28 protein-coding genes are annotated in these 26,254 nt (G+C 69.7%); 7 read left to right on the top strand and 21 right to left on the bottom strand.

The window, feature by feature from the left end:
- Positions 1-38: 38 nt before the first annotated feature.
- From folE to dacB, 6 genes are all read right to left on the bottom strand, one after another.
- Positions 39-644: a GTP cyclohydrolase I FolE gene (gene folE, locus ACFVXA_RS17205; protein ID WP_362028464.1), complete on the bottom strand. Its 606-nt coding sequence runs from the start codon at positions 642-644 to the stop codon at positions 39-41.
- Positions 645-789: 145 nt separating this feature from the next.
- The gene (gene ftsH / locus ACFVXA_RS17210; protein WP_362028462.1) at positions 790-2,817 is read right to left on the bottom strand and encodes an ATP-dependent zinc metalloprotease FtsH; all 2,028 of its coding nucleotides are present in this window, start codon (positions 2,815-2,817) and stop codon (positions 790-792) included.
- Between the two features lie 201 nt (positions 2,818-3,018).
- Positions 3,019-3,579, bottom strand: coding sequence for a hypoxanthine phosphoribosyltransferase (hpt, locus tag ACFVXA_RS17215; RefSeq protein WP_010986089.1), 561 nt, complete (start codon positions 3,577-3,579; stop codon positions 3,019-3,021).
- Positions 3,580-3,633: 54 nt separating this feature from the next.
- Positions 3,634-4,797 carry a tRNA lysidine(34) synthetase TilS gene (gene tilS / locus ACFVXA_RS17220; RefSeq protein WP_383906204.1) on the bottom strand — a complete coding sequence of 388 codons (1,164 nt, stop codon included), beginning with the start codon at positions 4,795-4,797 and terminating at the stop codon, positions 3,634-3,636.
- 192 nt (positions 4,798-4,989) lie between these two features.
- Positions 4,990-6,114 carry a zinc-dependent metalloprotease gene (locus ACFVXA_RS17225; protein ID WP_362028456.1) on the bottom strand — a complete coding sequence of 375 codons (1,125 nt, stop codon included), beginning with the start codon at positions 6,112-6,114 and terminating at the stop codon, positions 4,990-4,992.
- A gap of 168 nt (positions 6,115-6,282) precedes the next feature.
- Positions 6,283-7,836 carry a D-alanyl-D-alanine carboxypeptidase/D-alanyl-D-alanine-endopeptidase gene (gene dacB, locus ACFVXA_RS17230; RefSeq protein ID WP_362028453.1) on the bottom strand — a complete coding sequence of 518 codons (1,554 nt, stop codon included), beginning with the start codon at positions 7,834-7,836 and terminating at the stop codon, positions 6,283-6,285.
- Positions 7,837-7,915: 79 nt separating this feature from the next.
- Between dacB and ACFVXA_RS17235 the strand changes: the two genes are divergently transcribed.
- Together ACFVXA_RS17235 and ACFVXA_RS17240 are read left to right on the top strand one after the other, a co-directional pair.
- Positions 7,916-8,407: an inorganic diphosphatase gene (locus ACFVXA_RS17235; protein ID WP_121406362.1), complete on the top strand. Its 492-nt coding sequence runs from the start codon at positions 7,916-7,918 to the stop codon at positions 8,405-8,407.
- A gap of 177 nt (positions 8,408-8,584) precedes the next feature.
- Positions 8,585-10,243 (top strand): threonine/serine exporter family protein, encoded by a 1,659-nt coding sequence (locus tag ACFVXA_RS17240; RefSeq protein WP_383739896.1) that lies wholly within the window; start codon positions 8,585-8,587, stop codon positions 10,241-10,243.
- A gap of 97 nt (positions 10,244-10,340) precedes the next feature.
- On the opposite strand, the gene ACFVXA_RS17245 is transcribed toward ACFVXA_RS17240, so the two are convergent.
- Entirely contained in the window at positions 10,341-11,333 is a 993-nt protein-coding gene (locus ACFVXA_RS17245) for a VTT domain-containing protein (RefSeq protein WP_390025439.1), read from the bottom strand.
- Between the two features lie 141 nt (positions 11,334-11,474).
- On the opposite strand from ACFVXA_RS17245, the gene ACFVXA_RS17250 reads away from it, so the two are divergent.
- The gene (locus ACFVXA_RS17250; protein ID WP_362028444.1) at positions 11,475-11,840 is read left to right on the top strand and encodes a YbjQ family protein; all 366 of its coding nucleotides are present in this window, start codon (positions 11,475-11,477) and stop codon (positions 11,838-11,840) included.
- Between the two features lie 148 nt (positions 11,841-11,988).
- Here ACFVXA_RS17250 and ACFVXA_RS17255 read toward each other — a convergent pair whose 3' ends face one another.
- On the bottom strand, positions 11,989-12,756 hold the full coding sequence (locus ACFVXA_RS17255) for a MerR family transcriptional regulator (protein WP_362028441.1): 768 nt from the start codon (positions 12,754-12,756) through the stop codon (positions 11,989-11,991).
- 167 nt (positions 12,757-12,923) lie between these two features.
- On the opposite strand from ACFVXA_RS17255, the gene ACFVXA_RS17260 reads away from it, so the two are divergent.
- The 3 genes from ACFVXA_RS17260 to ACFVXA_RS17270 all read left to right on the top strand — a co-directional run bounded on the left by ACFVXA_RS17260 (position 12,924) and on the right by ACFVXA_RS17270 (position 16,353).
- On the top strand, positions 12,924-14,210 hold the full coding sequence (locus ACFVXA_RS17260) for an ion channel protein (RefSeq protein ID WP_362028439.1): 1,287 nt from the start codon (positions 12,924-12,926) through the stop codon (positions 14,208-14,210).
- Between the two features lie 16 nt (positions 14,211-14,226).
- A complete protein-coding gene (locus ACFVXA_RS17265) occupies positions 14,227-15,633 on the top strand; it encodes a glutamate decarboxylase (RefSeq protein WP_362028436.1) in 1,407 nt (468 codons plus the stop codon).
- A gap of 102 nt (positions 15,634-15,735) precedes the next feature.
- Positions 15,736-16,353, top strand: coding sequence for a Uma2 family endonuclease (locus ACFVXA_RS17270; protein WP_362028434.1), 618 nt, complete (start codon positions 15,736-15,738; stop codon positions 16,351-16,353).
- A gap of 6 nt (positions 16,354-16,359) precedes the next feature.
- On the opposite strand, the gene ACFVXA_RS17275 is transcribed toward ACFVXA_RS17270, so the two are convergent.
- The 5 genes from ACFVXA_RS17275 to ACFVXA_RS17295 all read right to left on the bottom strand — a co-directional run bounded on the left by ACFVXA_RS17275 (position 16,360) and on the right by ACFVXA_RS17295 (position 21,375).
- Positions 16,360-17,088 (bottom strand): ABC transporter permease, encoded by a 729-nt coding sequence (locus ACFVXA_RS17275; protein WP_383740031.1) that lies wholly within the window; start codon positions 17,086-17,088, stop codon positions 16,360-16,362.
- A gap of 80 nt (positions 17,089-17,168) precedes the next feature.
- Complete coding sequence (locus tag ACFVXA_RS17280) at positions 17,169-18,125, bottom strand: ATP-binding cassette domain-containing protein (protein WP_362028431.1); 957 nt, start codon at positions 18,123-18,125, stop codon at positions 17,169-17,171.
- A gap of 75 nt (positions 18,126-18,200) precedes the next feature.
- Positions 18,201-18,842 carry a PadR family transcriptional regulator gene (locus ACFVXA_RS17285; RefSeq protein ID WP_383739909.1) on the bottom strand — a complete coding sequence of 214 codons (642 nt, stop codon included), beginning with the start codon at positions 18,840-18,842 and terminating at the stop codon, positions 18,201-18,203.
- Between the two features lie 122 nt (positions 18,843-18,964).
- Positions 18,965-20,425: an aldehyde dehydrogenase family protein gene (locus ACFVXA_RS17290; protein WP_384398757.1), complete on the bottom strand. Its 1,461-nt coding sequence runs from the start codon at positions 20,423-20,425 to the stop codon at positions 18,965-18,967.
- Between the two features lie 125 nt (positions 20,426-20,550).
- Positions 20,551-21,375: a helix-turn-helix transcriptional regulator gene (locus ACFVXA_RS17295; RefSeq protein ID WP_362028634.1), complete on the bottom strand. Its 825-nt coding sequence runs from the start codon at positions 21,373-21,375 to the stop codon at positions 20,551-20,553.
- Positions 21,376-21,712: 337 nt separating this feature from the next.
- Here ACFVXA_RS17295 and ACFVXA_RS17300 point away from each other — a divergent pair, with 337 nt between their 5' ends.
- Complete coding sequence (locus ACFVXA_RS17300) at positions 21,713-22,288, top strand: ATP-binding protein (RefSeq protein WP_362028423.1); 576 nt, start codon at positions 21,713-21,715, stop codon at positions 22,286-22,288.
- Positions 22,289-22,380: 92 nt separating this feature from the next.
- Here the strand turns inward: ACFVXA_RS17300 and ACFVXA_RS17305 are convergent, their stop codons facing one another.
- The 8 genes from ACFVXA_RS17305 to rpmG form a co-directional block, all read right to left on the bottom strand.
- A complete protein-coding gene (locus ACFVXA_RS17305) occupies positions 22,381-22,665 on the bottom strand; it encodes a DUF397 domain-containing protein (RefSeq protein ID WP_389467178.1) in 285 nt (94 codons plus the stop codon).
- A gap of 215 nt (positions 22,666-22,880) precedes the next feature.
- Positions 22,881-23,354 (bottom strand): SRPBCC domain-containing protein, encoded by a 474-nt coding sequence (locus tag ACFVXA_RS17310; protein WP_362028417.1) that lies wholly within the window; start codon positions 23,352-23,354, stop codon positions 22,881-22,883.
- Entirely contained in the window at positions 23,351-23,755 is a 405-nt protein-coding gene (locus tag ACFVXA_RS17315; protein WP_362028414.1) for a metalloregulator ArsR/SmtB family transcription factor, read from the bottom strand. Before ACFVXA_RS17315 ends, ACFVXA_RS17310 begins: the two co-directional genes overlap by 4 nt.
- A gap of 7 nt (positions 23,756-23,762) precedes the next feature.
- On the bottom strand, positions 23,763-24,242 hold the full coding sequence (locus ACFVXA_RS17320) for a VOC family protein (RefSeq protein ID WP_390025555.1): 480 nt from the start codon (positions 24,240-24,242) through the stop codon (positions 23,763-23,765).
- Between the two features lie 105 nt (positions 24,243-24,347).
- Positions 24,348-24,581: a 30S ribosomal protein S18 gene (rpsR, locus tag ACFVXA_RS17325; protein WP_362028410.1), complete on the bottom strand. Its 234-nt coding sequence runs from the start codon at positions 24,579-24,581 to the stop codon at positions 24,348-24,350.
- A 5-nt stretch (positions 24,582-24,586) separates the two neighbouring features.
- The gene (locus tag ACFVXA_RS17330) at positions 24,587-25,768 is read right to left on the bottom strand and encodes a GTP-binding protein (protein WP_390025442.1); all 1,182 of its coding nucleotides are present in this window, start codon (positions 25,766-25,768) and stop codon (positions 24,587-24,589) included.
- A gap of 2 nt (positions 25,769-25,770) precedes the next feature.
- The gene (locus ACFVXA_RS17335; protein WP_362028405.1) at positions 25,771-26,028 is read right to left on the bottom strand and encodes a type B 50S ribosomal protein L31; all 258 of its coding nucleotides are present in this window, start codon (positions 26,026-26,028) and stop codon (positions 25,771-25,773) included.
- A 5-nt stretch (positions 26,029-26,033) separates the two neighbouring features.
- On the bottom strand, positions 26,034-26,198 hold the full coding sequence (gene rpmG / locus ACFVXA_RS17340) for a 50S ribosomal protein L33 (protein ID WP_030573688.1): 165 nt from the start codon (positions 26,196-26,198) through the stop codon (positions 26,034-26,036).
- Positions 26,199-26,254: the final 56 nt, after the last annotated feature.

Below are 26,254 nucleotides of genomic sequence, written 5' to 3' on the forward strand. Positions count from 1 at the left end.
CCGGCAGGAGGTCCTGACGGCCGCGCTGCTGACAGCAGCTAGCGCGCCATGATGAGGCTCATCGCCTCATTGCGCGTGGCCGCGTCCCGCAGCTGTCCGCGCACCGCCGACGTGATGGTCTTCGCGCCGGGCTTGCGGATACCGCGCATCGACATGCACATGTGCTCGCACTCGACGACCACGATCACGCCGCGCGGCTCCAGGATCTCCATCAGGGAATCGGCGATCTGAGTCGTCAGCCGCTCCTGCACCTGCGGGCGACGGGCAAAGACATCGACGAGCCGGGCCAGCTTGGACAGGCCGGTGATCTTGCCGCTGGTGGCCGGAATGTAGCCGACGTGCGCGACCCCCCTGAACGGCACCAGGTGGTGCTCACAAGTGCTGAAAACCTCGATGTCCTTCACCAGGACCATCTCGTCGTGCCCCAGGTCGAACGTCGTCGTCAGCACGTCCTCCGGCTGCTGCCACAGGCCCGCGAATATCTCCCGGTACGCCCGCGCCACCCGGCCCGGCGTCTCGCGCAGGCCCTCGCGGTCCGGGTCCTCGCCGACCGCGATGAGGAGCTCCCGTACGGCGTTCTCCGCGCGCTTCTCGTCGAACTCGCCGATCACGCCCTCGCCGTCCAGCGTCACGGGGTCGGTCATCTGGTCCTCGTTCCTGTGGATCCTGCGCGTGCCGGTCGACGCGTCCCAAACGTACGGGCATACAGAGATGCCACACCCCCCAGGCTAAAACCTGGGGGGTGTGGCATTCATTCCGGGGCTGGTCAAGCCACCGGGAGCCGGTCGGTCAGCTCTCGGTGCGGTCCTCCGGGACGGCCTCCGTCGCCGGGACGGACTCCGTCGCGGTGGCGATGGCCGGCGTCGAGCCGTTCGCCCCGTTCGTCAGTGACAGCTCCTTGGGGGAGAGCACCGGCGGGCGGGTGGACGGGGTGCGGCGGGAGGAGCCGGTCCACGCGGGGCGGGCCGGACGCTTGACGATGGGAGCGAAGACCTCGGCGATCTGCTCCTTGCTCAGCGTCTCCTTCTCCAGCAGCTGGAGTACCAGCGCGTCGAGGACGTCGCGGTTCTCGACCAGGATCTCCCAGGCCTCGTTGTGCGCGTTCTCGATGAGCTTCTTGACCTCTTCGTCGACGAGCGCGGCGACCTCTTCCGAGTAGTCGCGCGGGTGCGACATCTCCCGGCCCAGGAAGGGCTCGGTGTTGTCGCCGCCGAACTTGATCGCGCCGAGACGCTCGGTCATGCCGTACTGCGTGACCATCGCGCGGGCCGTGGCGGTGGCCTTCTCGATGTCGTTCGCAGCGCCGGTGGTCGGGTCGTGGAAGACGAGCTCCTCGGCCGCGCGGCCGCCCAGCATGTAAGCGAGCTGGTCCAGCATCTCGTTGCGCGTCGTGGAGTACTTGTCCTCGTCCGGCAGGACCATCGTGTAGCCGAGGGCACGGCCGCGCGACAGGATCGTGATCTTGTGGACCGGGTCGGAGTTCGGAGACGCCGCCGCGACCAGGGCGTGGCCGCCCTCGTGGTACGCGGTGATCTTCTTCTCCTTGTCCGACATGATGCGGGTCCGCTTCTGCGGGCCCGCGACCACACGGTCGATCGCCTCGTCGAGCATGTTGTTGTCGATGAGCTTCTGGTTGCTGCGCGCGGTGAGCAGCGCCGCTTCGTTCAGCACGTTCGACAGGTCGGCACCGGTGAAGCCCGGCGTACGCCGCGCGACCGCCGACAGGTCGACGTCCGGAGCGACCGGCTTGCCCTTCTGGTGGACCTTGAGGATCTCCAGACGGCCCTGCATGTCCGGACGGTCGACCGCGATCTGGCGGTCGAAGCGGCCGGGGCGCAGGAGGGCCGGGTCGAGGATGTCGGGCCGGTTCGTGGCGGCGATCAGGATGACGCCGCCCTTCACGTCGAAGCCGTCCATCTCGACGAGCAGCTGGTTGAGCGTCTGCTCGCGCTCGTCGTGACCACCGCCGAGGCCGGCGCCGCGATGGCGGCCGACCGCGTCGATCTCGTCGACGAAGACGATCGCCGGAGCGTTCGCCTTGGCCTGCTCGAACAGGTCACGGACTCGGGAGGCACCGACACCGACGAACATCTCGACGAAGTCGGAACCGGAGATCGAGTAGAAGGGGACGCCGGCCTCGCCCGCGACAGCGCGCGCGAGCAGCGTCTTACCCGTACCAGGAGGCCCGTACAGGAGCACGCCCTTGGGGATCTTCGCCCCGACGGCCTGGAACTTCGCCGGCTCCTGGAGGAACTCCTTGATCTCCTGGAGCTCCTCGACCGCCTCGTCCGAGCCCGCGACGTCCGAGAACGTCGTCTTCGGGGTGTCCTTGGTGATGAGCTTCGCCTTGGACTTCCCGAAGTTCATGACCCGGGAGCCGCCGCCCTGCATCTGGTTCATCAGGAACAGGAAGACGACGACGATGAGGACGAAGGGGAGCAGCGAGAGCAGGATCCCGACGAACGCGTTCTGCTTGGTCGGCGAGACGGTGTAACCGTCCGGGATCTGCTTGTTCTGGTACTTGTCCTGCAGGGTGTTGGCCAGGTTCACGCCCTGGTCGCCGATGTAGCTCGCCTGGATCTTCGAGCTGCCATCGACCTTCGAGCCGTCCTTGAGCTGGACCTTGATGGTCTGCTCGTCGCCGGTGGTGATCTTGGCCTGCTGGACCTTGTTGTCATTGATCGCCTGGACGACCTGGCCGGTGTCCACCGTCTTGTAGCCGCCGGACGAGCCGACGACCTGCATCAACACGACCACGGCAAGGACGGCCAGCACGATCCACATGACCGGCCCACGGAAGTATCGCTTCACGTCCATCCATACGGAGCGGTGTCGCCCCGTCCCTCCTGCCATAGTGAGTTTGATAAAGACTGTTCTTCGGACGGTACCCCAGCATTGTCACCCGAAGCCGCAGGGGACTGCTGGCAATCCCGCCTACGCATGCTCCAACGGCGCGAAACCCGCTGGGGTTCCCGAACGTCCTAACGGGTCCGAGCCGCCCTCGAAAAGGGCGGGTGCTCAGCCGCCGTAGACGTGCGGCGCGAGCGTACCGACGAACGGGAGGTTGCGGTACTTCTCCGCGTAGTCGAGGCCGTAGCCGATCACGAACTCGTTCGGGATGTCGAAGCCGACCCACTCCACGTCGATCGCCACCTTCGCCGCCTCCGGCTTGCGCAGCAGCGTGCACACCTTGAGGGAGGCGGGCTCGCGGGAGCCGAGGTTGGAGATCAGCCAGGACAGGGTCAGCCCGGAGTCGATGATGTCCTCGACGATGAGGACGTGCTTGCCCTTGATGTCGGTGTCGAGGTCCTTGAGGATCCGCACCACACCCGAGGACTGGGTGCCCGCGCCGTACGAGGACACCGCCATCCAGTCCATGGTGACGGGGGTGGACAGCGCACGCGCGAGGTCCGCCATGACCATCACGGCACCCTTGAGCACCCCGACGATCAGCAGGTCCTTGCCCGCGTACTCCGCGTCGATCTTCGCGGCCAGCTCGGCCAGCTTCGCGTCGATCTCTTCCTTGGTGATGAGCACCGACTTGAGGTCGGTGCCCATGTCTTTCGCGTCCACCCGCATCACTTTCGGTCGTCCCACCGGCTGCCCGACCCCTCCCCGGAGGGGGGGTGGGATTCAGCCTTGCCGAATCACCAGTCTGCCACCCTGCCGCTGGGCGACGACTTTGCCCGGGAGATTGATGACTCCCTGGCCGCGCCAGCCGGTGATCAGCCGGTCGACTTCTTCGATGTGGCGGGCGAACAGGGAACCGGCCGGGGCGCCCGCCTCGATGGCGGCGCGGCGCAGGATGCGGCGGCGTACGGCGGGCGGGAGGGCGTAGAGCTTGGCGCACTCCAGCAGGCCCGCGGCGTCGCGTACGGAGGCCTCGGCCTGGCGGGCCCAGGTGTCGAGGGCGTCGGCGTCGTCGCGGGAGAGCTGGGCCGTACGGGCGAGGGCCTCGACGACGCCCTTGCCGAGCGCCTTCTCCAGGGCGGGCAGGCCCTCGTGACGCAGCCGGGAGCGGGTGTAGGCCGGGTCGGCGTTGTGCGGGTCGTCCCAGACGGGCAGCGACTGGACCATGCAGGCCTTGCGCGCGGTCTGCCGGTCGAGGTGCAGGAACGGGCGGCGGTAACGGCCGTCGGCCCCCGAGACCGCGGCCATTCCGGACAGGGAGCGGATGCCGGAGCCGCGGGCGAGGCCGAGCAGGACGGTTTCGGCTTGGTCGTCGCGGGTGTGGCCGAGCAGGATCGCGACGGCGCCGTGCCGCTCGGCGGCGGCGTCCAGGGCGGCGTACCGGGCGTCGCGGGCGGCGGCCTCGGGTCCGCCGTCGCGGCCGACGCTGACGGCGATGGACTCGGCCGGGCTCAGTCCCAGCTCGGTGAGGCGCAGCACGACTTCGTCGGCGCGCAGGTCGGAGCCGGCCTGCAGACCGTGGTCGACGGTGATGCCACCGGCGCGGATGCCGAGTTTGGGGGCTTCGAAGGCGAGGGCGGAGGCGAGCGCCATGGAGTCGGCGCCGCCGGAGCACGCGACGAGCACGAGCGGCGCCGTAGGCCGCTCGTGCGGGGGGTTCTGGGCGCGGGTGATCGTGCGCCGCGTGCCGGGGGCGGGCACGCGCTCGCCTTCGGGGGCGCGCGTACCGGGGGCGGGTACGCGCTCCGCGTCGGGAGCGGCAGGGCGCGCGGCACCGGTGAAGGGCGCGCGCCGGGTGTCGGAGGCGGGCGGGTGCTCGGTAAGGATGTCGTGGAGTACGCGGCGGACCGCCAGGCGTATCGCCGCGACCGCAGGATGGGGACCCATGTCCGGTTCCCTTCATGAAGTTTTCGGGGGGTGAGCCCGGGTTCGGTCACTCAGAGTGTGTAGATGGTGACAGAACCGGGCCGTTCCCCGAGCATTGCACGCCTGTCCATGCCCCACGGTCCCTCGGACGGGTGATTGGAGGGGCGTTTGCCTGCCGTCGGCCGGATTCGTTTCACGACCTTGCCGTAGGGTTCACGACTCTGCCCTGCGGTGCACCCGCGCGACCCAGTCCGCCGGTTTGGCGATCTCCGTCTTGGTCGGGAGGGTGTTCGGGGAGGTCCAGACGCGGTTGAACCCGTCCATGCCGACCTCGTCGACGACCGCCCGGACGAACCGCTCTCCGTCCCTGTACTGCCTCAGTTTGGCGTCCAGACCGAGCAGCCTGCGCAGCGCCAGATCGAGCCGGGAGGCTCCCTTGGCACGGCGCTGCTGGAACTTCTCGCGGATCTCGCCCACGGACGGGACCACGGCCGGGCCCACGCCGTCCATGACGAAGTCCGCGTGGCCCTCCAGGAGGGACATCACGGCGGTCAGCCGGCCGAGGATCTCGCGCTGGGCGGGCGTCTGCACGATTTCCACCAGCGAGCGGCCGCCGTCGTCCTCCTCGGTGTCGGGGCGCGAGCCGGCGAGCGACTGGGCCGCTTCCCTGATGCGCTCCAGGACGGTCATGGGGTCGATCTCGGTCTCTGCCAAGAACGACTGGATTTCGCCCTCCAGGTGGTCGCGCAGCCAGGGCACGGCCGTGAACTGGGTGCGATGGGTCTCCTCGTGCAGACACACCCACAGGCGGAAGTCGTGGGGTTCCACGTCGAGTTCGCGCTCCACGTGCACGATGTTCGGCGCGACGAGGAGGAGCCTGCCGCCGCCGTTCTCACCGGCGGGCAGTTCGCGGCTCGCGGGGGCGAAGGTCTCGTACTGGCCGAGGACCCGCGACGACAGGAACGAGAGCAGCATGCCCAGTTCCACGCCGGTGACCTTGCCGCCGACGGCGCCGAGGACGGCTCCGCCCGGGGTGCTCCCCCGGCGCTCCTGCATCTTGTCCAGGAGCGGCTTGAGGATCTCCCGGAACCCGGCGACGTTCGCCCGCACCCAGCCGGGGCGGTCGACGACGAGTACGGGGGTGTCGTGCACGATCTCGTCGCCCATACGAGTAAAGCCCCGGACGTGCTCCTCCGAGGCCTTCGCGTGCCGGCGCAGTTCCGCGACGACGGACCTCGCCTCGTCGCGGCTCACTTCGGGGCCCGGCCGCACGAGCCGGGTCGCGGTCGCGACCGCGAGATTCCAGTCGACCATCTCGGCACCACCGATGCTCGTCATGCGTCAACCGTACGTGAGCGTGTCCGGCTGCGGTTAGAGGTACGGGGTGCCGGGCGCCCCTCGCCTCGGGCCGGCGGTGCCATCGGTGCCCCTGGGTCGGCAGGGGCGCGGACCCCCGTCTCCCTCCTTGGACGACTGCCCACGGCAGTGGCAGCAGTGACCGAGCGCCTATCTGCAGCCGCAGGCCGCCAGCGCCGTGGCCGTGTGGTCCAGGGCTGCTCGGGCCTCCAGGGCGTTCGGGGGGCTGGCCTCGTCGGAGGTCAGGAAGGCGAAGGCCAGCAGGCGGCCGTCGGTGTCGACGACCGTGCCGGCGAGGGTGTTGACGCCGGTGAGGGTGCCGGTTTTGGCGCGGACCACGCCGGTGGCGGTGGGGGCGTCGGTGTAGCGGGTGCTGAGGGTGCCGGTGAAGCCCGCGATGGGGAGGCCGGTCAGGACCGTGCGGAGTTCGGGGTGGGCCGGGTCGCCGGACTTGGCCAGCAGGGCGGTGAGCAGGTCGGCGGAGAGCCGGTCGGCGCGGTCGAGGCCGCTGCCGTCCTCGAAGTCCGCGCCGGACAGCGGGAGTCCGAGCTTCGCCAGCTGCGTGTGGATCGCCTTCGCGTCGCCGTCGAAGCTGGGCTCCTCGCCGGAGGCGAGGGCGACCTGGCGGGCCAGGGCCTCGGCGATGTCGTTGTCGCTGTTGGTCAGCATCCGTTCGACCAGGGTGGACAGGGGCGGCGAGGAGACCGAGGCGAGGGACTGGGAGCGGCCGGTCGCCTTCGAGGGGCCGGGGGACGAGGTCTCGATGCCCTGGTCGTGGAGGAGGTCCGCGAACTTCTCGGCCGCGTCCCGCGCCGGGTCCAGGCTGCGCGTGACCGGCCCGCTGGTCGAGTCGTCGGGGCGCGCCTCGTCGACCATCAGAGCGGTGACCGGGGCGAGGTTGTCGTTGGTACCGATGGGGTGCAGCGTGGGCCCCGCGTACAGCGAGGTGTCGTACGAGAGCGTCACCTGGTCCAGGTGACGGGCCTTCAGGGCGCTCGCGGTCTCCTCGGCGAGGGTGCGCAGGCCGGCCCAGCCGGCCGTCTTCTTCTTGGCGGTCAGCGTCGGGTCGCCGCCGCCGACGAGCACGACCTCCTTGGTGTCGGGCTCCAGGACCGTACGCGTCTCGATGCGGTGGTCGGGGCCCGGCGCCGTGAGCGCCGCGACGGCGGTGGCGATCTTCGTGGTGGAGGCCGGGGTCTGGACCTCGTCGGCGCCCTTGCCGTACAGCCGCTTGCCGGTCGCCACGTCGACGACGACGGCGGTGCGCCGCGCGCCCAGGACGGCGTTGTTCAGCAGCGGGTCGAGGACGTCCGCGAGGGCCTTCCCGGCCGGCGCGGGCACCGTGCCCGTGGAACCGCCGAGCCCGGCGAGGACGGAGGCGGCGCTGGGCGCGGGCCGGGGCGTCGTGGACGTATCGGACGTACGCCCGTGATCTGCGCCACCCTCGCCCTCCCGCGATGCGGCCCAGTCACGCTCGGCCGTACGCTGACCGGAGGAGTCCCAGGGACCGGCCGCGGTCACCGCCCCGGCCGCGAGCGCCAGGCCCACGGTGGCGGCGACGGCCGTGAGCTGCGGGGTCGTGAACTGCACGGTCCGCGGCCGCACGGCTTGGGTGGCCCGCGCCACATGCGGTTTCACCGTCCGCGCGACCCGCACCACATGCGGTCTCGCGGCCCGCCAAGCCCTCAGCTCTGGCACGACCACCAGCCCCTTTCGCGATCACACACCTGCGTGAGGGACACTTAATCACCAGAACTATGTGTTGATCATGGAGGAGCCACCGGTGGAGTTCGACGTCACGATCGAGATTCCGAAGGGTTCACGGAACAAGTACGAGGTGGACCACGAGACCGGTCGGATCCGCCTGGACCGTCGACTCTTCACCTCGACCAGCTACCCGGCCGACTACGGCTTCGTCGAGAACACCCTCGGCGAGGACGGCGACCCGCTGGACGCGCTGGTCATCCTGGACGAGCCGACCTTCCCCGGCTGCCTCATCCAGTGCCGCACGATCGGCATGTTCCGTATGACCGACGAGGCCGGCGGCGACGACAAGCTGCTGTGCGTCCCGGCGCACGACCCGCGTGTGGAGCACCTGCGCGACATCCACCACGTGTCGGAGTTCGACCGCCTGGAGATCCAGCACTTCTTCGAGGTCTACAAGGACCTGGAGCCGGGCAAGTCCGTCGAGGGCGCCAACTGGGTGGGCCGCACCGAGGCCGAGGCCGAGATCGAGCGTTCCTACAAGCGCTTCAAGGAGTCGGGCGGTCACTGACCCTCCCCCGCTTCCGTCCGGGCCGCGCGATCCTCAAGGGGTCGCGCGGCCCGTTCGCTTGTCCGTACGCATACTGAGGCATACAGAAGTACTGAGGCATACGTAAGGCCTGTACGGCAACAGGACATCTGTACAGACGAAACAGACGCCCGCGCGCGAAAGGCAAGGCACGAGCTGGTGGCGGACCCGGAGGCGGAAGACCGCAAGCCGCAGTCGGACGAGGCGAGGAGCGCCTTCGCCCAGCCCGCCGGTGTGGCGACGCCCGCGCCTCCCACGGCGGACGAAGAGTCGTCGACGACGTCCGAGTTCGCGCTCCCCAAGGGGCTCGACGTGCCGCAGTCGCCCGGCGCCGAGGCGGAGGGTTCGGCGTTCAGCACCCCGCACACCTACAGCGCGAAGCACGCTCCGCCCGCCTTCACCCCGCCGGCCGGCATCCCCGTGGTCAGCCTGGCCAAGGACGCGCCCTGGCAGGACCGGATGCGCACCATGCTGCGGATGCCGGTGACCGAGCGGCCCGCGCCCGAACTGGTGCGGAAGGTGGACGAGTCGGGGCCCGCCGTCCCGCGTGTGCTCGACCTGACGCTGCGTATCGGCGAGCTGCTGCTCGCGGGCGGTGAGGGCGCCGAGGACGTGGAGGCGGCGATGTTCGCCGTCTGCCGCTCGTACGGGCTCGACCGCTGCGAGCCGAACGTCACCTTCACGCTGCTCTCCATCTCGCACCAGCCGTCCCTGGTGGACGATCCCGTGACGGCGTCGCGGACGGTACGCCGCCGGGGCACCGACTACACGCGCCTCGCTGCCGTCTACCGGCTCGTCGACGATCTGAGCGCCCCGGAGAACGAGATCTCCCTGGAGGAGGCCTACCGGCGTCTCGCCGAGATCCGGCGCAACCGGCACCCCTACCCCGGCTGGGGGCTGACCGCCGCGGGCGGCCTGCTCGCGGGCGCGGCCTCGGTGCTCGTCGGCGGTGACGCGATCGTGTTCGTCGCCGCGGCGCTCGGCGCGATGCTGGGCGACCGGCTGGCATGGCTGTGCGCGGGCCGCGGGCTGCCGGAGTTCTACCAGTTCACGGTGGCCGCGATGCCCGCCGCCGCGATCGGCGTCGCGCTGCAGCTCGCGAACGTCGACGTGAAGGCGTCCGCCGTGATCACCGGTGGGCTGTTCGCGCTGCTGCCCGGGCGGGCGCTCGTCGCGGGCGTGCAGGACGGGCTGACCGGCTTCTACATCACCGCGTCCGCGCGTCTGCTCGAAGTCATGTACTTCTTCGTGGGCATCGTCGCCGGTGTCCTGGTGGTGCTCTATTTCGGCGTGAAATTGGGCGCCGAGCTCAATCCGGACCAGGCCCTGAGCATCTCCGAGCGGCCCGTGCTCCAGATCGCCGCGTCCATGCTGCTGTCGCTCACCTTCGCGATCCTGCTCCAGCAGGAACGGTCCACCGTGCTCGCGGTGACGCTGAACGGGGGCGTGGCCTGGTCCGTCTACGGGGCGATGCACTACGCCGGTGGCATCTCGCCGGTCGCCTCCACGGCCGTCGCCGCGGGGCTGGTGGGGCTGTTCGGGCAGCTGCTGTCGCGCTACCGGTTCGCTTCGGCGCTGCCCTACACCACCGCGGCGATCGGGCCCCTGTTGCCAGGGTCGGCCACCTATTTCGGGCTGTTGTCGATCGCGCAGAACGAGGTCGACAAGGGGCTGGTCTCCCTGACGAAGGCTGCGGCGCTGGCCATGGCCATCGCCATCGGCGTGAACCTGGGGTCGGAGATCTCCCGGCTGTTCCTGCGGGTGCCGGGGGCGTCCGCGGCGGGGCGGCGGGCCGCCAAGCGGACGCGCGGGTTCTGAGCGCAGGGCGCCTGACGGCTCGGGGCTTGCTGTCACGCGGCGACCGCGGGTCCCTCGTGGCCGGTCGCAGCTCCGCGCCCCTGTCGGGGCGCCTCGCTCAGCCTCGGTTCTGCGGGTAGCCCTGGTCGTAGTAACCCTGGTCTCCCGCGTACGGCTGCTGCTGGTGGTCCTGGGGGTACTGGCCCTGGCCGTAGCCGTACGGCTGCTGGTACGGGTCCTGGTACTGCTGCTGCGGGTACGGCTCCTGGTACTGCTGCTGGGGCGGGTAGCCCTGGTCCTGGTGGCCGTACGGCTGCTGGTCCTGGTGGCCGTACGGCTGCTGGTCCTGGTGGCCGTACGGCTGCTGGTCCTGGTGGACCGGAGGTACGCGGCGCAGTTGGGTCGTCGCGTCGTCCATGGCCGGGGGCGCGGCCTGAGCCCGGGCCGCGGCGGTGTGCGCCGGGGAGGCGGGCTCCTGCGGCGGGTTCTTCTTGGCCTTGGAGCGGGCGCGCAGGAACTCGATCATGATCGGGACCACCGAGACGAGGACGATCAAGATCAGGATCGCTTCGATGTTCTTGTGGACGAAGTCGATGTTGCCCAGCCAGGAGCCGAGCAGGGTGACGCCCGCGCCCCACAGGACGCCACCGATGATGTTGAAGGTGATGAACGAGCGGTACTTCATGCCGCTGACGCCGGCGATGATCGGCGTGAACGTGCGCACGATGGGCACGAAGCGGGCCAGGACCAGCGACTTGGGCCCGTACTTCTCGAAGAACTCGTGGGCCTTGACCACGTTCTCCTGCTTGAAGAGGCGGGAGTCCGGGCGGGTGAAGAGCGAGGGGCCGACCTTCTTGCCGAAGAGATAGCCCGCCTGGTCGCCGAGGATCGCGGCGACGCAGATCAGGGCGACGGCCGCCCACAGCGGGAAGTCCAGCTGGTGCGACGTGATCAGCAGGCCGCAGGTGAACAGCAGCGAGTCGCCCGGCAGGAAGAAGCCGATGAGCAGGCCGGACTCGGCGAAGACGACGAGCAGCAGGCCCCAGAGGCCGAAGTTGTCCAGGAGCGAGTTCGGATCCAGCCAGCTTGGACCAAGGGCAAGCGTCGTCACGGTTCCGGGCTCCTGAAGGGGTGGAGGAAGATTCGGCGTCCTGGTACGGCCGCACAAAGCTACCAACGCAATGTGTCGGCCCCAGGTTCCACCGGTGTCTCCAGGATGCACTGTGGGTTCACTGGGACAAAGCTGTGAGCCATGGGCATCGATGAATACGGCGGCGGCCAGGGACCCCAGTCGGACGTCCTGGTCGTGACGACGAACGACGTACCCGGTTACCGCGTCCAGCAGGTCATCGGCGAGGTCTTCGGCCTCACCGTGCGCTCCCGGCACCTGGGCAGCCAGATCGGCGCGGGTCTGAAGTCGATGATCGGCGGTGAGCTCAAGGGGCTCACCAAGACGCTCGTGCAGACCCGCAACCAGGCCATGGAGCGGCTCGTCGAGCAGGCACGCGCGCGGGGCGCCAATGGCGTGCTGATGTTCCGTTTCGACGTGACGGAGGCGGCGGACGTGGGGACGGAGGTGTGCGCGTACGGGACGGCGGTGGTCCTGGCCAAGGAGTAGCCGGTAGCCGCACGCACGTGACGCGCGCAGCGCACGTAACGCAGGTAACGCACGTAACGCAGGTAAGGGGCGCCCGCCGTAGCGGACGCCCCTTACGCCGGGCTTCCCCCGCGGGCCGCCGTCAGGCTTCCCGCGCCCGCCGCCGTCGTCAGCGCTCTCCCGCGTGCCGTGCCACGTTCGCCACGATCGCGTCCCTCAGGTGCTCGGCGAGGCCCGGCCGCATGGAGTCGTAGGACGCCTTGAAGCGCTCGTCGGACACGTACATCCCGGCGATACAGCCGTGGAGTTCGTACGAACAGTCGTAGAACCACGTGCGGATGTGCTGCCGGTGCTCCTCCGCCAGATCCATGGCCGCCTCGCCGGTCGGCGGCTCGGCGGCGTCCATCAGGGCCTGGTAGCGCTCGCTCCAGGCGTCGGCCTCGGCCTGGATGCGCTTCCAGTCGTCCTTGGTGTAGCGGGCGGCCCGGCGCTGCGACTCGGCGTACTCCTCCGTGCCACCCCAGCGCTGCTCCACCTCCTCGGCGTACTGCTCGGGATCCTTGTCGCCGAAGACCTCGAACCTCTCCTCGGGCGTGAGATTGATGCCCATCTTGCGGGCCTCCATGGCGTGCTCCACGGCCGCGGCCATCTTCTGCAGCTTCTCGATCCGGGCGGTCAGCAGCTCGTGCTGGCGGCGCAGATGCGCGCGCGGGTCCGCTTCCGGGTCGTCGAGCAGGGCGGCGACCTCGTCGAGCGGGAAGCCGAGCTCTCGGTAGAACAGGATCTGCTGCAGCCGGTCGAGGTCGGCGTCGCTGTAGCGCCGATGGCCCGCGTGGCTGCGCTCGCTGGGTACGAGCAGGCCGATCTCGTCGTAGTGGTGCAGCGTGCGCACCGTGACCCCGGCGAAACCGGCGACCTGGCCCACTGAGTAGCTCACTTCCGCTCCTTCTCTCGGTACGCGCTTCAGGCTGAGCCCTCACGTCACGTGAGGTGCAAGCGCAATTCTGCGCAGGCGCCGTCGGGTCCGGTGCTGCCGATGCGGGGGGGGCGGGGACCCGAGATCCTCCGGATGTGATGTCCTGTTTGCCCGCTTAGGGTGACCGCGTGACCCACCACGCGGCCCGGCGGACACGGACCACCGCCCGGGCGACCCCCGCGCGGTCGCTGCTGCCGCTGATCCTCCCCGCGCTCGTCGTCGGGGTCGCGGCCAGTCTGTTGTTCGTCGGGGTGAGCGCGCTCGCCGAGAAGCTCCAGGGCGTCCTGTGGGGGAACCTGCCCGACGCGCTGGGCATCGGCCGGTACTCCGTGTTCTGGATGCTCGTCGTCCTCACCGCGACGGGCGTAATGGTCGGGCTGGTCGTCTGGAAGGCGCCGGGACACGCGGGCCCCGATCCGGCGACCCTCGGTCTGGCGGCGGCGCCGATGCCGCCCGTCGTCCTGCCGGGCCTGCTGGTGGCGACCGCGCTGATGCTGGCCGGCGGGCCGAGTCTGGGGCCCGAGAACCCGGTCATCGCCACCAACGTCGCGCTCGCGTTCTGGCTGGGCCGCAGGCTCGCGCCGCGGCTGCCGGGCGGTCTGTGGGCGGCGCTGGCCGAGGCGGGGACGATCGGCGCGCTGTTCGGGACGCCGGTCGCGGCGGCGCTGCTCCTCTCCGAAGCGCTCGCCGGGCAGCAGCTGAAGGGCCTGCTGTGGGACAACCTCTTCGCGCCGCTGGCGGCCGCCGCCGCGGGCGCCATCACGACCACCGTGGTGTCCCATCCGACCTTCGATCTCCACCTGCCCGCCCTGGGGCGGCCCACCTGGCGGGACGTGCTGGCCGCGCTCGTGGTGGCCTCCGCCGCCGCCCTGTTCGGCATGCTCGCGGTCTACGCCTTCCCGTACGTCCACGGCGCCTTCGCACGGCTCAGGCACCCCATGGTGGCGCTTCCGGTGGGCGGGCTCGTGCTGGGCCTGCTGGGCGCCCTCGGCGGGCATCTGACGCTCTTCAAGGGCCTCGACGAGGTCGCGGAGCTGGCCCAGGACCCCGAGGGCTGGTCGGCCGGGCAGTTCGCCACGATGACGGTGGTGAAGCTGGCGGCGCTGCTCGTCGCCGCGTCCTGCGGGTTCCGCGGCGGCCGGATCTTCCCGTCGGTCTTCATCGGCGCCGCCTTCGGCCTGTGCGCCCACGCCCTGGTGCCCGCCGTCCACCCGGCGCTCGGTGTCGCCGCGGGGGTGCTGGGCATGCTCCTTGCGATCACCCGGCAGGGCTGGGTGAGTCTGTTCACGGCCGCCGTCCTGGTGGCCTCTCCCTCGATCATCGCCCTGCTGTGCATCGCGTCGCTGCCGGCCTGGCTGCTGGTGACCGGCAGGCCCCAGATGCAGCTTCACGACGACGGAACCCCGGTCCGCTAGCACACGAGGAGACCCCATGCCGCTCCACAAAGGCCACGCGAAGCCCGACGAGCGCCCGATGTCCGTCAACCCCTTCTACGGGGAGACGAATCCGGTCAGCGGCATGGTCGAGGCCCCGCCCAAACACCGGCTCCCCGAGACCCCGCTGCCGCCCACGACCGCGTACCAGATCGTCCATGACGAGCTCATGCTGGACGGCAACTCCCGGCTGAATCTCGCCACCTTCGTCACCACCTGGATGGAACCGCAGGCCGGCGTCCTGATGTCGGAGTGCCGGGACAAGAACATGATCGACAAGGACGAGTACCCGCGCACGGCCGAGCTGGAGCGGCGCTGTGTGGCGATGCTCGCCGACCTGTGGAACGCGCCGGATCCGGCGGCGGTGGTGGGCTGTTCGACCACCGGATCGAGCGAGGCGTGCATGCTCGCCGGGATGGCGCTGAAGCGGCGGTGGACCCAGCGCAACGCCGACCGCTATCCCGCGGCCCGCCCGAATCTGGTGATGGGCGTCAACGTCCAGGTCTGCTGGGAGAAGTTCTGCAACTTCTGGGAGGTCGAGGCGCGCCAGGTCCCCATGGAGGGCGACCGGTTCCACCTCGACCCGCGGGCGGCGGCCGACCTCTGCGACGAGAACACCATCGGCGTGGTGGGCATCCTCGGGTCCACCTTCGACGGGTCGTACGAGCCGATCGCCGAGCTGTGCGCGGTCCTCGACGAGCTCCAGGAACGTACGGGCCTGGACATCCCCGTCCATGTCGACGGCGCCTCCGGAGCGATGATCGCTCCCTTCATCGACGAGGACCTGGTCTGGGACTTCCGGCTGCCGAGGGTGTCGTCCATCAACACCTCGGGACACAAATACGGCCTGGTCTACCCGGGTGTCGGCTGGGCGCTGTGGCGGTCGCCGGCCGAACTGCCGGAGGAACTCGTCTTCCGGGTCAACTACCTGGGCGGTGACATGCCTACCTTCGCGCTCAACTTCTCCCGGCCGGGCGCGCAGGTCGTGGCGCAGTACTACACGTTCCTGCGCCTCGGCCGTGAGGGCTACCGGGCCGTGCAGCAGACCACCCGGGACGTGGCCCGCGGCCTGGCCCAGCGCATCGAGGCGCTGGGCGACTTCACCCTCCTCACCAGGGGCGACGAGTTGCCGGTGTTCGCCTTCACGACGGCGCCCGAGGTGACCGCGTACGACGTCTTCGACGTGTCCCGGCGTATGCGGGAGCACGGCTGGCTGCTGCCCGCGTACACGTTCCCGGCGAACCGCGAGGACCTCTCCGTGCTGCGCGTGGTGTGCCGCAACGGCTTCACGACCGATCTCTCCGACCTCTTCCTGGAGGACCTGACCCGCCTGCTGCCCGAACTGCGCCGCCAGCAGCACCCGTTGACCCGCGACAAGGACAGGGCGACGAGCTTCCACCACTAGAGCCGCAGGAACGTTGTCCCCTCACTCCGGCGAGTGACACTACTGTCGTACGGGGAACAGCTGAGAGCACCACCACTCACGATCTCCTTCATGGGAGCAGTCATGGCCGCAGAGGCACACACCGGCGAGCAGGCGTTGCGGGCCACCTCCGAGAACTGGATGTACCCGCCCGAGGAGGGCTGGACATGGGACCAGGTCAAGGAACTGGACGTCCCGTTCGACTGGGATCTCGTGGATGGGAACATCGTGGTACGTGGGGTGACGACGTGGTGGCACGACCGGGTCCGGAACGAGTTGTACTTCCGGCTGAGGAGCGCCCAGCGCCCCCCATACGGAACCGACGTCGAGCGCTGGACCCAGTTCGATGATCACAATGTCCCGAGGCCGGACATCGTCGTGTACGACAAGACCGAGGTCGACATCCGCACCATGGACTGCACGCCCGTCGCGAGCGTCGTCCTCGCCATCGAGATCGTCTCCCCTGGTTCACGCACCGACGACCGCTTCCGCAAGCCCGGCATGTACGCCGAGGCCGGAATCGCCCACTACTGGCGCGTCGAGCGCGGCGAGGACGACGTTCCGGAGGTGCACCAGTTCTGGCTCGACGAGGACAGCGGGGTCTTGATCCCGCGCCCTGACCGCCCGGTCCACACCGACAAGCTCACCACCGTCGTCCCCTTTCCGGTCGACATCGACCTGCGCAGCCTGATGGAGGCCTGACCCCCACTACACACTGAGCCGCCCGAACCGCCGTACCGCCAGCGGAAAGAACACCGCCAGCAGGGCCAGCGGCCAGATCACCGCCGCCCACACGTGCCCCGGCTCGCCGCCCGGGCCGCCGAACAGGTCGCGTACCGCCGTCGCCGTCCGGGACATCGGGTTCCACTCGACCGCCGCGCCCAGCCAGCCGGGCATCGAGTCGGGGGTCGCGAAGGCGTTGGACAGGAAGCCGACCGGCCAGACCAGGATCTGGACGGCTTGGACCAGCTCCGGCTTCCCGGCGACCAGCGCCAGCTCGATGCCGATCCACAGCATCGCGAAACGGAACAGAAGGAGCAGCCCGACGGCTCCCAGGAAGGCGCCCGGGCTGCCGTGGGGGCGCCAGCCGATCGCGTACCCGACACCGATCAGGACGGCGAGGCCGAGCCCCGACTGGAGCATGTCGGCCGCGGAACGGCCCACCAGGACCGCGCCGTTGGCCATGGGCATCGCCCTGAAGCGGTCGATCACGCCCTTGTCGAGGTCCTGGGTGACGGCGAGCATCGTGCCCTCCAGGCCGAAGGCCATGGTGAGCGCGAGCATGCCGGGGACCAGATAGTCGACGTAGTCGCCCTCGACGCCCCGGCCACCGCCGATCAGATAGCCGAACATCAGCAGCAGCATCACGGGGAAGGCGAGAGCGACGACCACCTGAACCGGTTGCCGTGCCCAGTGGGCGAGTTCGCGGCGGGTCATGGTCCAGCAGTCGGCGAGGGCGTACGCCCCCGGGCGGCCGGTCTCGTACCTACTCACGCGGCCTCCTTCGTACGTCGTGCTCACACGGCCTCCTTCACTCGCTGGTCGTCCCCCGTGAGGTGCAGGAACACCTCGTCCAGCGTCGGCCGCCGCAGGGCGATGTCCTCCGCCTCGATCCCGGCCTCCTCCAGGGCGCGTACGGCTCCGGCGAGCGCCGCCATGCGGTCGGTGACCGGGGCGCTGAGCAGACGGCGGTCGGCGTCCACCGAGACGCCCTCCGCGGGGAACGGCAACAGGGCTACCGCCGCGCCCAGTTGGCCACCGTCCCGCAGCACCACGTCGATGTGGTCGCCGCCGGTGCGGGCCTTCAGCTCGTCCGCCGTGCCGTCCGCGATGACACGGCCGTGGTCGACGACCGAGATCCGGTCGGCGAGCTGGTCGGCCTCCTCCAGGTATTGGGTGGTGAGCAGGACCGTGGTGCCGCCGCCGACCAGGGAGCGCACCGCCGCCCACACCTCCGTGCGGCCGCGCGGGTCGAGCCCGGTCGTCGGCTCGTCCAGGAAGAGCACCTCCGGGTCGGTGATGAGGGAGGCGGCGAGGTCCAGGCGGCGCCGCATGCCGCCGCTGTACTGCTTGACCGCCTTGCGGCCGGTGTCCGCGAGACCGAAGCGCGCGAGGAGCTCGTCGGCCCGCACGCGCGCGTGCCGGGCGCCGAGGTGGAAGAGCCGCCCGAACATCTCCAGGTTCTGCCGGCCGCCGAGTGCCTCGTCGAGCGCGGCGTGCTGGCCGAGCAGGCCGATGCGCGGCCGTACCCGGCGGGCCTCGCGGACCACGTCGTGCCCGGCGACCTCGACACGGCCCGCATCGGGCCGCAGCAGCGTGGTCAGGACCCGGACCAGGGTCGTCTTGCCCGCGCCGTTGGGGCCGAGCACCCCGTGCACGGTGCCGCGGCCGACCAGCAGGTCGAGCCCGTCCAGTGCCTGTGTCCCGCCGTACTTCTTGCGTGCCCCTTCGACGGTGATCGCCGCGTCGGCCACTGCACCCTCTCCCTCGCTAGTCAAACTTGACTACCTCTCGAAAGTAACCCCGGCAGACCCATTCGTCAAACTTGATTAGCCGCGGTCCCCGGGATGCGGGGTCCCCGTCGCGTACGGGTTCTCCTCGCCCTCCGCCAGAACCCCGACGAACGGCTCGCCCTCCCCCGCGAACGTGTAGGCCCCGCCCTCGATCCGGGCGATCAGGCCGCGCGTCCACTCGGCGTCGGCGTCGGCGGAGTGCACCCAGAGGTTCATGATCTCGCCGATGTGGCCGAGCTGTTCGGGGCCGTCCTCGGGCACATAGTGCTCGGTGACGGCGGCCCGCCACTCCTCGATCTTCCGGATCCGCTCCTCCAGGAGCGCCACCGCCTCGCCCCTCGGCAGGTCGACGATGAAGCCGATCGCCGCCGACCGGACGTCCATCTTCTGGTCGTACGACGTCAGGGACTCGCGCAGCAGCGCCAGGAACTCCTCGGTGCCCTTGTCGGTGATCTCGTACTCGGTGCGCGGCGGGCCGCCGGCCGTGGACGGGGCGATCTCGTGGGCGTGCAGCAGTCCCTGCTTCGCCATCTGCTTGAGCGCGTGGTAGATCGAGCCGGGCTTGGCGTTGGACCACTCGTGCGCGCCCCAGTACTCCAGGTCGTTGCGCACCTGGTAGCCGTGGGCCCGCCCGTGCTGGCGGACGGCGCCGAGCACGAGGAGACGGATCGCTGACATGCGGTCCAGCCTAGGGCGCACGAGGCCGGCTCCAGGACGTGCCCTGCCCGCCCTGTCTCTCGCCCGCCTGGAGTCGCGCCGTCCTCGAGGTCCTCCAGCTGCCGGGCGTCTGGGCCGAAGGCTCAGAACGGGAAGAAGCTGCGCCCGTGCTGGACCGAGATCCACTTCTGGGTGGTGAAGGAGTCGACGGCCGTCTCGCCGTTCAGGCGGCCGATGCCGGAGTGCTTCTCGCCGCCGAAGGGGACCAGCGGTTCGTCGTGCACGGTGCCGTCGTTGACGTGAAACATGCCGGTGTCGATCTGCTTGGCGAAGTTCACGCCGCGCTCGATGTCGCCCGTGTGGACGGCGCCGCTCAGCCCGTACGGCGTGTCGTTGGCGATGCGGACCGCCTCCTCCTCGCCGTCGAAGGGGATGAGGAACGCGACCGGCCCGAAGATCTCCTGCCGGAGGAGGGCGGAGTCGGCGGGGACGTCCGTCAGGACGGAGGGCTCGACCAGGTTGTCGGTCGTCGTCCCGTGCACGAGGGCCGTGGCACCCTCGGCGATCGCCTGCTCGACGGCGCCCGAAATCGCGTCCGCCTGCGAGGAGTTGATGACCGGGCCGATGATCGTCTGCGGGTCGCTGGGGTCGCCGACCTTCAGCTTCCTGACCTTGGCGACGAACTTCTCGGTGAACTCGGCCTCGATCGACCGGTCCACGAGGATGCGGTTGGCGGCCATGCAGACCTGGCCCTGGTGGACGTACCGGCTGAAGACGGCCGCGTCGACCGCGTAGTCGAGGTCCGCGTCGTCCAGGACCACGAACGCGCTGTTGCCGCCGAGTTCGAGGACCGAGCGCTTGAAGTTGGCGGCGCAGACGGTGGCGACGTGGCGGCCGACCTTGTCGGAGCCGGTGAAGGAGATGACCTTCGGGACCGGGTGCTCGATGAAGGCGTCGCCTATCTCGGCTATGTCGGTGATGACGACGTTGAGGAGACCGCCCGGCAGGCCCGCGTCCTCGAAGACCTTGGCGACGAGCGAGCCGCCGACGATCGGGGTGTTCTGGTGCGGCTTGAGGACCACGGCGTTGCCGAGCGCGAGGGCGGGCGCGACGGACTTCAGCGAGAGCAGGAAGGGGAAGTTGAAGGGGCTGATGACGCCGACCACGCCTACGGGGACCTTGTAGAGGCGGTTCTCCTTGCCGTCGGTCGGCGAGGGGAGGATCTTGCCCTCGGGGCGCAACGCCAGCTGGACCGACTCGCGCAGGAACTCCTTGGCGAGGTGCAGTTCGAAGCCGGCCTTGAGGTGCGTGCCGCCGAGTTCGGCGATGATCGCCTCGGTGATCTCGGCCTCGCGCTCCTCGATGATCCGCAGCGCCTTCTCGAAGACCGCGCGCCGGGTGTACGCGTTGGTCGCGCCCCAGGCCTTCTGGGCACGCTCGGCCGCCCGGTAGGCCTCGTCGACCTCGTCCACCGTGGCTATCGTGATCGAGGCCAGCTTCTCGCCGTCGTACGGGTTGAAGTCGATGATGTCCCAGGAGCCGGTGCCCGGGCGCCACTCGCCGTCGATGTACTGCTGAGCCAGGTCGGTGAAGTAGGACGACATGTGCTCCCTCAATCCCTCAGTCCCTGCGCTGCCGAGGCAGACATCCGATCAACGCCTGATCAGACGTCATCGTACTTGTGTTTCAAGGGAGTTGGAGAACAGCTCCGGAGAACCCGTGAAGGCCCTCAGGAGAGCTGGAGCAGGCCCCGGAGCAGGTCGCGGCTCTCGGACGGGCCGGGACTGTCCTGTTGCAGCTGCTTGAGCGCGCCCTCGTACTGGGTGACGTCCTCGCGTTTGTCCAGGTAGAGCGCGCTGGTGAGCTGCTCCAGATAGACGACGTCCGACAGGTCGGACTCCGGGAAGCTCAGGATGGTGAAGGAGCCGCTCTCCCCGGAGTGGCCGCCGAAGCTGAACGGCATGATCTGAAGCCGTACGTTGGGACGCTCCGACACCTCGATCAGATGCTGGAGTTGGCCCCGCATCACCTCGCGGTCGCCGTACGGGCGGCGCAGCGCGGCCTCGTCGAGGACGATGTGGAACTCCGGGGCGTTCTCGGAGACGAGGTACTTCTGGCGCTCCAGGCGCAGCGCCACACGCCGGTCGATGTCGGCGACGGACGCGCCCCGCATGCCGCGCGCGACGACCGCGTGCGCGTACGCCTCGGTCTGCAACAGGCCGTGCACGAACTGCACTTCGTACGAGCGGATCAGGTGGGCCGCGCCTTCGAGGCCGACATAGGTCGGGAACCAGCTGGGCAGGACGTCGGAGTAGCTGTGCCACCAGCCGGCGACGTTGGCTTCCTTGGCGAGCGAGACCAGGGAGGTGCGCTCCGCCTCGTCGGTGACGCCGTAGAGCGTCAGCAGATCCTCGACGTCGCGCGTTTTGAAGCTCACCCGTCCCAACTCCATGCGGCTGATCTTCGATTCGGAGGCACGGATCGAGTAACCGGCCGCTTCCCGGGTGATGCCACGCGCCTCTCGCAGGCGCCGCAGATGTGACCCCAGCAGCATGCGCCGCACCACCGAGCCGCTCGACTCACCAGCGCTCACGTTCGTCCGCCTCCCCAACCGTCTTCCGGGGCCGAAGTCTGCCACTAAAACACTTCAAGCAGTACTCGTTCGATTACGGAAACGGAAAGTAGCCAAAGGAGTCACACAGGAAAAGATCAGGAGAGGGACAACAAGAGGGAAGAAGGTGGCAGAAGAAATGCTCAAGAACCGGTAGAGGAAGGTCCAATTCGGGCGCGTGCACGTGCATCTGCCCTTGCATCTGCTGTACGCATTCGGAACCATGGTCCTCGCGCCACCGCTGCATCGCAACGACCGCGAACACCCGGGAGTGCCTCGCATGGGGACGAATGGATCGACCATGCTCGAGCCCTTACGGCAGGGACTTCCGCCGCTCGATCCCGCGGCCGTGTCCGACGCCGCTTCCTGCGCCCTGCCCGCCCGCTACGAAGCGGTGCGCGAAGCACGGAAGTTCACCCGCAGAACGCTGGACCAGTGGGACATCGGCGACCGCTTCGACGACGTCTGCCTGGTGGTCTCCGAGCTCGTCACCAACGCGCTGCGGCACGGCCTGCCCCTCTCCCGCCACCACCCTTCCAACGAGGCCCTGCGGGCCGCACCTCTTGACACCTCGGACACCCCCCGCAAGGACGATCAAGGCCCGCCCGTGCGGCTGCACTTGATGCGGTGGACCTCACGTCTGGTGTGCGCGGTGCGCGACCCCAGTCACGACAGTCCGGTCGCGGGTGACTCCGAGGACTTCTCGGCCGAGTCGGGCCGCGGGCTGTTCCTGGTCGACTCGTTCGCCGACGGCTGGGGCTGGCACCCGCTCGCGGGCACCCTCAGCGGCAAGGTCGTGTGGGCGCTGTTCCGGCTGAGCCCGCCGGGCACCCCGGCCGCCGTTCCCGCCGAATGACGAACCGCGGCGCCTTTTGGCGCCGCGGTTCTACGCGCGTTACGCGACGTTGAGTGACCGTCGCGCCAGGTCGCGGGCTCAGCTGCCCGGCATCAGCTCGCGATCAGGTGGTCGAACTCGCCGTCCTTGATGCCCAGGAGCATCGCTTCTATCTCGGCGCGTGTGTAGACGAGCGCGGGCCCTTCGGGGAACCGCGAGTTCCGCACCGCCACGTCACCGCCGGGCAGCCGTGCGAACTCCACGCAGGAACCCTGCGAGTTGCTGTGCCGGCTCTTCTGCCAGGCCACCCCGTTCAGCGCGGTCGCGGCCATGCCGTTGTACACGTCGTCAGCCATGCCGTTGTACACGTCATCCACGTCGTACACGTCGTGGTCCACAGGTCGCTCCCCGGTCGTGCAGTGGCTGAAGTGGCCATAGATGCAGTGGTCAACTGACCCGGATCATAGCTCTGTTCACGTGCAGATGCATGGGCAGATGCACGTGCACGCGGGGTGGTCCTGCGGTTACAGCTTTTACCGGTACTTGACTACCGGCCGTCGCGCGCCTGACTACGGCCTGCTGCTCTCACCGTCTGTATACGAACCGAGTCCGGCTACATCCGGTCCAGCGCCTGCCCCAGAGATCGCAGGACATGCGACCTCCAGCCCCCGTCCATGATCTTCCGCGCCATCATCTGTGCGGGATCGTCCGGATCGAATCCCTCGTGCACTAGGAAGAGACGCGTACCGCGCCCTTCCTGTTCCAATGTCCACGTGATGGTCCAGTCCGCGGGATGGGCGGGGTCGGCGTCGGCCCACCGGACGCGCAGCATCCGCCCCGGCTCGTAGGCGAGAACCCGCACGTCAACGCTGCCGGAGAAGTTCGTGTTGGGTCGCGGCACGGAGGTCAGCGTGTACTGGTGGCCGACTTCGAGGCGGAAGTTCTCCGACCCCCGCATCTGCCACTGCACGAGCAGTTCGGGCTCGGTGAGGGCGCGCCAGACCTTGGCCGGAGGGTGCGGGAGGAACTGGTCGACGCGGATCGTGGTGAGGTCGTTCTCGGGCACGGATTCTGGAACGGGGCTCATGTCTCGTCATCGTCGGGCATGCGGTCCAGGAGATCGCCGAGGCCCTTGAGCCTGTCGCGCCAGAACCGCTCGTACGGATGGAGCCAGTCCTGTACCTCGGCGAGCGGTGCGGCTTCGAGGCGGTAGATCCGCTGCCGCCCCGCGCGTTCCTCGGACACGAGTCCGGACTCCCGGAGCACCTTGAGGTGTTCCGAGAGGCTGGGACGGCGCATGTCGAAGTGGTCGGCGAGCGCCTGGACTGGCTGGGGTCCCTCGTCGCGCAGCAGCCGGAGGACTTCGCGGCGGGTGGCGTTGGCGAGCGCGGCGAAGAGTCGGTCCTCGCGGGCGCCGGCATCGGCCTCGGCCCGGATCCCGGCTCCGGCCGCTTCCCCTGCCCCGACCCCAGTCCCAGTCACCGTCATGGCGCGATCAGAAGCCTTCCTTCTCCGTGGCCTTCTCCGTGGCCTTCTCCGTGGCGTTGCCCGCGGCCTTGCCCATGGCCTTTTCCGTGAGCAGCATCAGACCGTTGCCGTCCGGGTCACGGAACGAGGCCATCCGGCCCCAGGGCAACTCGTCGGGCCCCTCCACCGCGACACCCGCGGCGGCGAGCCGCGCGCAGTCGGCGTCGACATCGGTCGTCACCAACATGATCCCCCGGGTCTCACCCGGAGTGAAACCACCCATGTCCGGACCGGACAGCGTGAAGACGGTCTGCGCGCCCTCGGGGGCGACCTGGAGCCAGCGGCCGGGCGGCACGTCCAGGTCGGCGGTGACCTCGAAGCCGAGCACGTCCGTGTAGAAGCGCAGGGCGCGGTCCTGATCGGCGACGGGGAGGGTGACGAAGGAGGCGTGGGTGATGTTCGTGGACGCGGTGTTCGTGGGCGTGCAGTTCGTGGACGTGGTGTTCATGGGCGTGCTGTTCGTGGGTGCGCTGTTCATGGAACGACAATAGGTAGGAGATTCCCTACGAGTCAACCGTAGGGAATCTCCTACCTATGAGCCGCCCGGCCGGGCCTACCGGGACGAGTACGGCAGCAGCGCCATCTCCCGCGCGTTCTTGATCGCGCGGGCCAGCATCCGCTGCTGCTGCGCGGTCACGCGTGTGACGCGACGACTGCGGATCTTGCCGCGGTCGGAAAGGAACTTCCGCAGCAGATCGGTGTCCTTGTAGTCGACGTACGTGATTCCGGCCTGATCCAGCGGATTCGGGCGGGACTTGACGGGCTTGCGGTCGATCTTGCGGGCCATGCGGGTCAGACCTCCAGGAGGGTGTCGAAGGCGGGCGGCAGCCGTTTCCAGGCGGCCCGCCCGGCGGCGTACTCGGCGTCGGTCAACAGGCAGGACTCCAGGAGCAGTTCGAGTCCCTCGCGGTCGAGTCCTGGCGAGGTGAAGACGAGGTGCTGGCAGCAGTCGCCGTGCTCCGGGTGCCAGTCGAGAGCGGCGGCGGCCCGGCGCACCGGCGGGACCATCTCCCACGCCGCGTCCGGCAGCGAGGCGAGCCAGGGGCCCGCGCTCTCCACGCACAGCGCTCCCCCGGCCGCGTCCCAGTGCAGCAGCGTGTCGGGCCGGTCGGCGAGCCAGAACCGTCCCCGGCTGCGCGCGGCCGCACACGTCAGGTCCTCCAGCGCGGCATACAGCCGCTCCGGGTGGAACGGCCTTCGGCGGTGCCATACGAGCGTGGAGACGCCGTGGTCATCGGCCTCGGCCGGAAGCAGCGCACAGGCCGGATGCTGTGCGGCGGCAGCCGCCTCCACGTCGAACCCAACGAGCGCGGCCTCGGCGAGCGCCGACCTGTCCGGCCCCAAGTCCGTGCTCGACGCGTCCAGGCCTTCGATCGGCACCTGGCGGGCCGTCGGGTGCAGTTGGGCGAGCAGGGCTCGGTCTTCGTCGTCGGCGTCCGGCGAGTCGATGACGGCGAGGACGGGGGCGTACTCCAGTTGGCGGGCGAAGGTGTCGGCTACCGTGCGCTGGTCGGTGGCGGCCGCGGCGAGGCCGACGTCGGCGAGGTCGTCGCCGTTGCCGAGGCAGGGGAGCAGCAGCGCCGGGTCCACGGCGGTGATCACGCCGGTCAGCGTCAGGCCGCTCGACGCCACGACCTCGGCCATGGCCTTGGGCTCGACGGAGTCCCACAGCTCGACCACGGCCAGCCGGGTCAGCCCGGCATCGGCGAGTCGTTCCAGCTCGGGCACCAGGTCCTCGCGCAGGGCGCAGCACGCGCAGTCGTTGACCAGCGGCGCCTCGCCGGCGGAAAGGATGCCGGTGCGGTCCCGGATCGTACGGACGACCGTGCCCGCGGCGGCGGTCGCCAGGTCGTGGTGGAGCGCGACACTGCCGGGGACGGCCGCGAGCAGCTGCTCGACGGCCGCCCTGCGGGCATCGGCGTGCAGTCCGCCGACGATCGCGACGGAGAGCCGGGGCCGGGAGAGCTCGGCCACCGTCAGCTCCGCTTTCCGTAACGGCGCTCGAAGCGCTCCACGCGTCCGGCCGTGTCCAGGACGCGCGCGTTGCCCGTGTAGAAGGGGTGGCTGACGTTCGTGATCTCGACGTCGACGACCGGGTAGGTGTTGCCGTCCTCCCACTCGATCGTCTTCTCGCCCGCCGTGGCGGCGAGCGTCGAGCGGGTGAGGAAGGCGTGGTTCGCGGCGCGGTCGCGGAAGACGACCGGGCCGTACGCCGGGTGGATTCCCTCGCGCATGGCGGTCAGCGCTCCTCTCGGAAGTCGACGTGGCGGCCGGCGACCGGGTCGTACTTGCGCAGGGTCATCCGGTCCGGGTCGTTCCGGCGGTTCTTGCGGGTGACGTAGGTGTAGCCGGTCCCGGCCGTGGACCGGAGTTTGATGACCGGACGGAGTTCGTTGCGTGCCATGCCTGGTATCTTACTGAAAATGAATCCCATTACCAGTCGCTACTGGTCACCGATCA

Source organism: Streptomyces sp. NPDC058246 (assembly GCF_042881985.1).
GTDB lineage: Bacteria > Actinomycetota > Actinomycetes > Streptomycetales > Streptomycetaceae > Streptomyces.